The 8,691-nt window shown below is 55.5% G+C and carries 5 protein-coding genes, 4 pseudogenes and 1 other annotated feature; of the genes and pseudogenes, 6 read left to right on the top strand and 3 right to left on the bottom strand.

Annotated features, from left to right (window positions below; translation table 11 throughout):
• Positions 1–278: 278 nt before the first annotated feature.
• Positions 279–371 (top strand): annotated as a pseudogene (locus tag C8J36_RS23195) (IS3 family transposase); the annotation flags it as partial.
• 13 nt (positions 372–384) lie between these two features.
• Here C8J36_RS23195 and C8J36_RS23190 read toward each other — a convergent pair.
• Positions 385–1,336, bottom strand: a protein-coding gene (locus C8J36_RS23190; protein ID WP_132537650.1) for an IS630 family transposase whose coding sequence is annotated in 2 segments (ribosomal slippage) — positions 385–999 and positions 1,001–1,336 — 951 coding nt in all. Because the reading frame shifts where the segments join, the coding sequence is not laid out codon by codon here.
• Between the two features lie 80 nt (positions 1,337–1,416).
• Here C8J36_RS23190 and C8J36_RS23185 point away from each other — a divergent pair.
• Positions 1,417–1,795: pseudogene (locus C8J36_RS23185) on the top strand (DDE-type integrase/transposase/recombinase); the annotation flags it as partial.
• 140 nt (positions 1,796–1,935) lie between these two features.
• On the opposite strand, the gene C8J36_RS23180 reads toward C8J36_RS23185, so the two are convergent.
• Both C8J36_RS23180 and C8J36_RS23175 read right to left on the bottom strand, forming a co-directional pair.
• A complete protein-coding gene (locus tag C8J36_RS23180; protein WP_207897612.1) occupies positions 1,936–3,753 on the bottom strand; it encodes a sensor domain-containing phosphodiesterase in 1,818 nt (605 codons plus the stop codon).
• A gap of 516 nt (positions 3,754–4,269) precedes the next feature.
• Entirely contained in the window at positions 4,270–5,202 is a 933-nt protein-coding gene (locus tag C8J36_RS23175; RefSeq protein WP_165915149.1) for a helix-turn-helix transcriptional regulator, read from the bottom strand.
• Between the two features lie 264 nt (positions 5,203–5,466).
• Here C8J36_RS23175 and C8J36_RS23170 point away from each other — a divergent pair, with 264 nt between their 5' ends.
• The 4 genes and pseudogenes from C8J36_RS23170 to C8J36_RS23155 form a co-directional block, all read left to right on the top strand.
• Positions 5,467–6,300 carry an IS5 family transposase gene (locus tag C8J36_RS23170; RefSeq protein ID WP_062597273.1) on the top strand — a complete coding sequence of 278 codons (834 nt, stop codon included), beginning with the start codon at positions 5,467–5,469 and terminating at the stop codon, positions 6,298–6,300.
• Positions 6,301–6,338: 38 nt separating this feature from the next.
• A protein-coding gene (locus C8J36_RS23165; protein ID WP_132537648.1) for an IS3 family transposase occupies positions 6,339–7,567 on the top strand; the annotation gives its coding sequence in 2 pieces (ribosomal slippage) (positions 6,339–6,624 and positions 6,624–7,567; 1,230 coding nt in all).
• Positions 6,620–6,736, top strand: a sequence feature (AL1L pseudoknot). Its footprint overlaps the gene before it by 117 nt.
• Before the next feature lie 39 nt (positions 7,568–7,606).
• A pseudogene (locus C8J36_RS23160) lies at positions 7,607–8,071 on the top strand (HD domain-containing phosphohydrolase); the annotation flags it as partial.
• A 316-nt stretch (positions 8,072–8,387) separates the two neighbouring features.
• Positions 8,388–8,605 (top strand): annotated as a pseudogene (locus C8J36_RS23155) (helix-turn-helix domain-containing protein); the annotation flags it as partial.
• Positions 8,606–8,691: the final 86 nt, after the last annotated feature.

Genomic DNA, 8,691 nt, shown 5'->3' with positions numbered 1-8,691 from the left:
ATCTGCTCTTCCGTAAATCTCTGCTTCTTCATTCGTCCGTCCTTCGTCAGGCCGAACTCTAATCAAGTCTGGAGGAAATTCTCAGTGGCAGGTCAGTGTGCATATGATGACTATCCGGCCTCAGAGCTCAGCGAGCACATCATCTTGTTCAACCAAGTGGGGATCGAAAACCTTCAACAGACTATCCGCAATCTTCGCGGAATTGGTGGCCCGCCATCGAAACCAGTGGCAGAAAGAAATCGCAAAACGCCTCGGCTACTGCGGTCCTGACCGCATGGTTACGGTATGGCTACCGGCGTGTCCATGTTCACTTGCGCCGCGATGGATGGAAGATCAACATGAAGAAGACACGCAGGATTTACAGCGAGTTAAAGCATTTTGCATTTATTCGGCCTCATATCCTGCTGCTTTGAAGAAGTTGCGGCATTCTGTGATGGAGAAGAGATCGCAGATGTCGCTAAGCGCATTTGAGATTGCATCGAAAGAACGGGCTGCGCGTTTCCGCAACAGGGTCTTAAGCTTTGAACAGGCCATTTCGATGGGATTGAGGTCCGGGGAATAAGGTGGGAGGAAGAGAAGCCATGCACCTCGTGCCCTGACCAATTCTTCTGCTCTCGGACTTTTGTGAAAGGCGACATTGTCGAGGATCAGCACGTCGCCTAGCGACAAGGTCGGGGCGAGTTGAGTTTCGATCCACGTTTCGAAGATGCGGCCGTTCATTGGCGCATTGACGATCCAGGGTGCCGTCAAGCCATGACAGCGCAGACCGGCGATGAAGGTCTGGGTTTTCCAGGAGCCGAACGGCGCGTGGGTGCGATAGCGCTTCCCCCTTGGCGACCAGCCCCTTCGTTTCGTCAGCTTGGTATTGGTCGAGGTCTCATCGATAAAGATCAGTCGCGCCAATGCCTTGTTGAAGAATGGCTTTCGCCGGTCGATCCACAGGTCACGCGCTTGGGCGATCTCCGGCCGCAACTGCTCGGCGGCCTGCAAGCTTTTTTTTATGGCTCAGCCCAAGCCGATGCAGACATCGGCTGGCCGTCGAGCGGACGACCGAGACGCCACGCCCTGCCAGTTCGACGCACAATTCGTCCAGCGTCAGGTCGCCGTTCTCTGCCATGCGTGAACGAACCCATTCCTCGTGTCCCGTGAGCTTGCCGCCGCCCAGATGCCCCTGCCTGGCCGGCGCAAGTCCGCCGGATGCTCGCTTCAGGATCATCATATTGTTTACAAATCTGGGAGAAACCCGGAAATGCCGGGCAGCTTCCCGGTGACTATTGCCTTCCTCGACAAACGCAACAACACGCGCACGCAACTCAATTGGATGCGGCTTGCCCATGGTCGTTCTCCTTCCATGGCGCCAGTGAATCACAAATCAGCCACTTGGAAAATCCTGAATCAGGAAAAACGCAACACGCTTTAGGGCTTCAGCTGCGCAACAAGCATCCAAAGCGCCGGGTGAAGGCAAAGCTCAGAGACGATCGCAAGGAGGCTGTCGGGCCGAACGACGTCTGGGCGATGGACTTCGTTCACGATCAGCTCGCGACCGGCAAGAAGCTGCGTATCCTGACCGTGGTCGACACGCACTCGCGCTACTGCCCGGCCGCCGACGCCCGCTTCATTTACCGGGGCGAGGATGTCGTCCAGACACTGGAAGGCATCTGCCGGAAGACCGGCTATCCCAAGACGATCAGGGTGGACAACGGCAGCGAGTCCATCTCCCGCGATCTCGACCTGTGGGCCTATGCCCACAACGTCACCCTGGGACTTCTCACGGCCTGGCAAGCCGACAGATAACGGCTTCACCGGACGCTTACGATGATAGCCCATTCTTCGTCGCTCAATTCGTGACGGCGCATGGCAATCTCCTTTCAAGGAGATGGAATCACACACCGTCAAAAAGATGAAGCCGTTTATGGGGACACTGGCTAAGAAAAATCAAGCCGCAGTCCTAGTGCGGCGTAAATCGCACTTGAGCCACGCTTCAAGCGCTGGAGCTGCAAGAGGTTTTGCGAACAGATAGCCTTGACCTTCATCGCACGACATGCGCGTTAGAACCTTTCGCACTGCGGCGGTCTCAATCCCCTCTGCCACGACACGATAACCGAGGTCGTGCGATAAGGTGATCATGGACTGAACCAAGCATTGTCCGCGTTCGTCACTCTCCAAATCCCGGATGAAGGATTGATCTATTTTCAGGACCTTTGTCGGAAGCTTCTGCAGGTAAGAGAGGCTGCTGTATCCGGTACCGAAATCGTCGATTGACAGAGCAACACCAGCGTCACGTAATGACTCGAGAGTCCTCACTGCCGTTTGAGTATTCTTCATGATTGCGCTTTCAGTGACCTCTAGTTCAAGATGTGTCGGCGGTACTCCATGGCGCATCAGTGCCGCTACAACATGTTCGGCGAATGCGCCATCATCGATATTGGCAGCTGAGACATTTACTGAAACGGGCAGAGAAAGGCCGCTATCGATCCACGAACGCACCTGCTTGAGCGCCGCATTTAGAACCCAAAAGGTCAGATCGCGAATACCGAGGGACCGCTCAATGATGGGAATGAACTCACCAGGAGAAATAGTGCCAAGTTCCGGATGCTGCCAGCGCAACAGCACCTCAACAGCGATACATCGCCCGCTAGTCAGGTCAATGCGCGGCTGAAACACAAGTGACAATTGATTTTTAGAGCAAAGCGCAGCCTTAAGGTCCTGCGAAATTCTAAAATGACGGCGATGCTTTTCATCCAGCTCAAGCGAGAACAAGCCAACTTGACTGTTGCCCTGACGGGCATCCTGAGCGGCACTGTTTAAAGCCTTTAATAGCTCAGCCGCTTCAATACACCCGGGTGTAAACGGAAATATTCCCGCGACCGGGGCTAGAAGGAAGTGGAGATCGGTTACTTCCTGCAATCTTGACAAGAGATGAGCAAGTTCTGCGAGCGTGTCTTCTTCCCGTGAACCGTGAGCGGCCAGAAACGTAAACTGCGTGTTCGAGACATTGTAGATTGTCCTGTGTCGACCAACCTCTTCCTTTAGCAGACAGGCAGCCGCCTTTACGCAAGCGTCCAGATGTCCTGGTCCGATGACCCGCGCGAGATCATCGATCTGTGACGTTCCCGCGAGGTCGATAAGGACGACCAGACGAACGGCCAGATTATGCTCATCCTTCGCAAGGTCAACAATGTCGTCGTAGAATTGCTTTCGGTTCGGTAAGCCACTGACGGGATCGATACGGCCGTAGGCATGTTGGAGCTCGATCTGCGCCATGACCATGTCGGCTAAGTCAGTGAGTGCTCGTATTTCTCGCTCTGTCACGTCTCTTGGTTCTGTGCCGAGGACACAGAGTGCGCCAAGTCCGAACCCCTCCTTCGTCACCAACGGCGCTCCTGCATAGAATCGAATTCCGCTTTGTCCTAGATGGCTCTTGCAGTAGCGCGTGTCTGCCGCCATATCTTTGATGACAAGGATATTGGCGCTGTCAGAGACTTGCGCACAGGGCGCGAGATATCTAGGGATCGACTCATGCTGGACGCCCACGCGAGACTTGAACCACTGGCGATCGACGTCGCTCAACGACACTGCTGCGATCGGCAGATCAAAGATTTGGCTAGCTATTCTTGTGATCCGGTCAAAGCTTTCGCATGGTGACGTATCAAGAATGTCGAGCTTTTTCAACACGCTAAAGCCAGTGACCTTTGACTTAGTCCCGGCGTTCGATTCGTCTGTACGCATATGCATAACGGGGATCTTTCTCATGGTACTCTTGTAATATTCAAAAATCGCCCTTGTTTAAGAGCGATGTAGTCAATTATAGATTTTTTGATATGAGGAAAATATATCTGGGACGAATGTTAATTAAACGGTTTCTTGTCGACTAATAAATTAATATACCCCGATAACACCGTCTCGCAAGTATATGTCGAGTTTTTTGAAATTGACTGCGAAAGCATACAGGGGTAAGCCCAAATGGCTGAAACGGCTTAGCGTTCGTCTTGATGTGCATCCCGTCGATTTTCGCTTCAAACATTGCCTCGGAACGTTGAATAGCATCGAAAACCGTTAGTGCTCGCAAACAATTACTAGACAAGCAAGTCTCCGTTCTACCGCACCGTTCGATGCCGCCGACCGTTCGAAATCTTTAATCTCAAACGTGATTTTGTCCTAGAATTGGGGTAAGAAATTTAGAATACGTAAACGATAGTTCTCGGCATGCGAGATATGCGGAACCGCGCCCTTTTCTGCGTTTCGCTCACTTTAAAGGCGGACTTCCCATCAACGTCTGAACACATCGCCTGGCTTTTCGCCGAACTCTGCTTGGAAAAGTCGGGCAAACGCTCCAGAGGAAGGGAAGCCCCACCTCCGTGCGATATCGCCGACGCTCGGCCCCTCGCCAGTTCGCAGGTCTTCGTAAGCCCGCATCAGGCGAGCTTTGCGGATGTAGAGATTGGGTGTTGTCTGGAGGCGCTCACGGAATGTCAGTTGCAGCGATCGGATACTCATCCCGCATGCAACCGCGACCTCCGTGGGCGTGATCGGCAAATGGGAATTGGCCTGGATGAAGTCTATCGCGCGGCGTAGGATCCGTGGCACCTCGACGACGCCTCGCCGTAGAACCTCAGTGTACGAGTGATTGGCACTGTACAGGATTGTGTTGATGAGAGCGTCATGAAGGTTGGCAACGGCCAATGAATTGCCAACTAAGCCCCCATGAACCGAAAGCCCACTGTAGAGAGCATCACATATGCTTTCGCAAGCAAGATGTAGCGCCGGGGTCGTTGCGCTCGCCGCGAATTTGATGCGGTTCAACTCTTCGCCGCCGAGGCGATCTGCTACGCCTTTTGTTAAAGTGTCGGCATCGATTAGTACACCCTTCTGCGAAGACATAGCTGACATCGATTTCCCGTCCGCGCCTCGACGGTCAAGGAAAAGTGTGGCCTCTGCATTTGTTTCAGAAGGCATGGAAAGCGCATTCAAGTCCAGGGTTTTTCGTTGAATTGAGAAAACAAAATCATTGAGGTCGCTGTCATAGTGAGCTTTATAGCCTGTACTCGTCGAGGCTCTATAGATCCGTAACATGCCAGTTTGCAGGAAGCGCCCCTGCATGTGAAATTTGGGCGTTTCTAACGGTTCCACCAGAACAAGACTGGCCATGCGTCCGAGGACATTCCTTGCCTCATCGAGGTCAAAATATTCCATCTCCAGCATGTAGTACTCCCAAATGTCGTCAACACAGCGTAGGCTTTGCATTTGTATTACAATTGATTTAGCGCGTTGGCTCGTCACTTTCTAGCCCTACCTGTCTCCAATGAGCGGCGTCGGGCGTTGTACTCTGCACGAAGCAGGGGCACTGGAGTGAACCGCGCCGGGTTTGCGGGAGGCTCCAACTTCTGAGAGGCTGCCTTATAAAGAGGTGGGTGATTTCAACAGGTTATGATTCCTTCGGATTTGCGAGATTCGATGGAGTTCACGATGGCCTGGACCAAAATCACCCGTCGGCACTATGCCCGGCGGACGGCACGCTATGCAAGCGACATGACAGATCGGGAATGGGCACTGGTTGAGCCTTTTCTGCCCATGCCCCGCCGCTTGGGCCGTCCCCGTACCACGGATTTGCGCGAGGTCGTCAACGCTCTGCTTTACATCGCCACGACTGGTTGCCAGTGGCGCATGCTGCCGAAGGATTTCCCGCCCTGCTCGACCGTCCAGCGCTATTTCTATGAATGGCGGGCGCTGGGGCTTTGGGCGCGCATCAACCATCATCTGGTGATAGAGGCCCGTGAGCTGGAGGGTAGAGAGGCGAGTCCGACGGCTGGCGTGATCGATAGCCAGAGCGTGAAAACCACGGAAAGCGGCGGCATACGAGGCTATGATGCGGGCAAGAAAACCAAAGGGCGCAAGCGTCACATCATCGTGGATACGCTTGGGCTGATGGTCGGTCTCATGGTACACAGCGCCGATATCCAGGATCGCGACGGTGCTCCCGATCTCCTGAAATCCATCCGCCACAGGTGGCCCTGGTTGCTGCATGTCTTCGCCGATGGTGGTTACGCGGGCGACAAGCTGAAGCGGCGGCTGAAGAAGATCGGGCGCTGGACGGTCGAGATCATCAAGCGCTCGGACAACGCTAAAGGCTTTCAAGTTCTGCCACGCCGCTGGGTCGTCGAGCGGACCTTCGCGTGGCTCGGTAGATGCCGAAGATTGGCAAAGGACGTCGAGCGTTCCATCGCATCAGCCGAGGCGTGGATCATGATCGCCCACATTCGTCTCATCACCAGACGCCTCGCAAGGTATCGATATCCATGAGGGCTTTTCGAGTCCGACTCTGAGAAAGTGGAGCCACTATGAGCAAGACAACGAACAAGTTTTTACCTGAAGTCCGTCAACGCGCCATTCGTATGGTGTTGGATCACGAAGCCGAGCACCCTTCGCGGTGGGCTGCTGTTTCATCTATTGCGGCCAAGATCGGTTGCTCGCCAGCCACGCTGCACGAATGGGTCAAGAAGACCGAGGTCGACAGTGGTAAGCGAGCAGGCCTGCCGAGCGATGTCGCCGAGAAGATGAAGGCTTTGGAGCGGGAGAACCGCGAGCTTCGTCAAGCTAATGAGATTTTGCGCAAGGCATCTGCTGATTTTGCGATGGCGGAGCTCGACCGCCCCTTCAAACGATGATCTCGTTCATTGACGAACACCGTGGGGTGTTCGGGGTCGAGCCGATCTGCAGGCTTTTGCCGATTGCCCCGTCAACCTACTTCGAGAACGTCGCCAAGCGTCTGGACGTGGATCGCCTGTCGGTCCGAGCCCGCAGCGATATCGGCCTGAAGATCGAGATACGCCGGGTGTTCAATGAGAACTTCCAGGTCTATGGCGTGCGCAAGGTCTGGCGGCAGTTGCAGCAGGAGGGCTTCGACATCGCCCGCTGCACCGTTGCTCGGCTTATGAGGGCAATGGGGCTGCAGGGCACCATCCGTGGCAAGCCGATCCGAACGACGATCAGCGACAAGGCCGCCCCATGCCCACTCGACCGCGTGAACCGGCAGTTCTTTGCTCCCGCGCCGAACATGCTGTGGTTATCCGATTTCACCTACGTGGCGACTTGGCAGGGCTTCGTCTACGTGGCCTTCGTCATCGATGCCTTTGCACGCCGCATTGTCGGTTGGCGGGCAAGCCGGACCGCACATTCTGGCTTCGTCCTCGATGTCTTGGACCAGGCGCCTCATGATCGGCGGCCTGTCCATCGCGGTGGGCTCATCCACCATTCCGATAGGGGCGCCCAATACGTGTCCATTCGCTATTCCGAGCGACTGGCGGAAGCGGGCATCGAGCCCTCCGTCGGAAGCGTTGGCGACAGCTATGACAATGCTCTCGCTGAAACGATCAACGGTCTTTACAAGGCAGAGGTCACCCATTGGCGAGGACCATGGCGCAACTTCGAAGCTGTGGAGTTCGCCACACTCGAGTGGGTCGATTGGTTCAACAACCGCCGTCTTCTGGAGCCCATAGGCAACATACCGCAAGCCGAAGCCGAGGAGCAGTATTACGCCAGCCTGGACGCACCAGCCATGGCCGCATAACTTAAACGAAATGGCCTCCGGCAAACCCGGCGCGGTTCAGTCGCCATCCCGGACGCAGTCCTCCTGAAGAGCGGAAAACTGACCGAACAGGAATTCGCGACGATGCAGAGACACACGCTCGTCGGCAACGATATTCTCAGGGAATCGAAGTCCGGTCTTCTCCAGCTCGCCGCGGAGATCGCAGGCAGCCATCACGAGCGCTGGGACGGCCAGGGTTATCCGTTTCGTTTGGCTGGCGACGCAATTCCGCTAGCGGGGCGCATCGTCGCGATTGCGGACAATTTCGACGCGCTGACCACCGCGAGGCCCTACAAAGAGGCCTGGAGCCTGCAGCGCACCGTCGACCATATCCGCGCACGTGCCGGATCGCAGTTCGATCCGTCCTGCGTCCGCGCGTTCGACGCTGCCCTCTTGACGATCGTCTCAATCATGGCCACGGATGGCGAAGCAGGGAGTGGCGGCTTTGGGTCCGACATGATCGGCCTTGCGAAAAGTGCGATCTGAAAATCCACCATGAAGATCGCATAAGAAATCGAAGATTTTACGTCGTCATCGCGGATCGCCTCAAGACCACAAGACGGATCAGCATACTGACATCAGGCCGCCGCCGCCGCGATCCCGGACATAGGATTACGACCTGTGTGGAGAGACTGTATGCGCTCCATTCTCCACCGCACTGGCCTTCGTCCTACAATAATGCTGCTTCAGAGGCTCGGATCTGTTCGCACCGAAGCCCAAGGCAATTGGCTTTCCCCCGAGGAATGCCGGCACGACTACGAGGCAGCGGGATATGACCCGGATTAAATCGAATCCGCTTTAGCGCTGGCAGGCGCGTTTCATGTCCGAGGGTGTCGATCGACTGTTGCATGACAAGAGCAGGCTGCCCGCATTGCGCCGCTTGATGGCGAACTCGTTGAGCGGGTCGAGGCGCTGACGCTTGAGACGCCTCGACAGGAAGCAACGCACTGGACCGTTTGTGCGATGGCCAAGGCTGTTGGGATTGCAGCCTCTTCGGTCGTGAAGGTCTGGCATGAGCATAATCTGAGCATGGCCTTGCACAGTACACTCGCTTTTGTAGAGATGCTCAGGTGCTTCCATTAGTCGTGCGCTATCGCTGCGCGGAT

The sequence above is a fragment of the Rhizobium sp. PP-F2F-G48 genome, from assembly GCF_004342335.1.
Lineage (GTDB): Bacteria > Pseudomonadota > Alphaproteobacteria > Rhizobiales > Rhizobiaceae > Ferranicluibacter.
This window is presented reverse-complemented; position numbering and strand designations above follow the sequence as displayed.

Excerpts from the sequence above, each read along its gene's own strand:
- C8J36_RS23180 (WP_207897612.1), bottom strand. The coding sequence starts at position 3,753 with ATGAGAAAGATCCCCGTTATGCATATGCGTACAGACGAATCGAACGCC.
- C8J36_RS23175 (WP_165915149.1), bottom strand. The coding sequence starts at position 5,202 with ATGCTGGAGATGGAATATTTTGACCTCGATGAGGCAAGGAATGTCCTC.
- C8J36_RS23170 (WP_062597273.1), top strand. The coding sequence starts at position 5,467 with ATGGCCTGGACCAAAATCACCCGTCGGCACTATGCCCGGCGGACGGCA.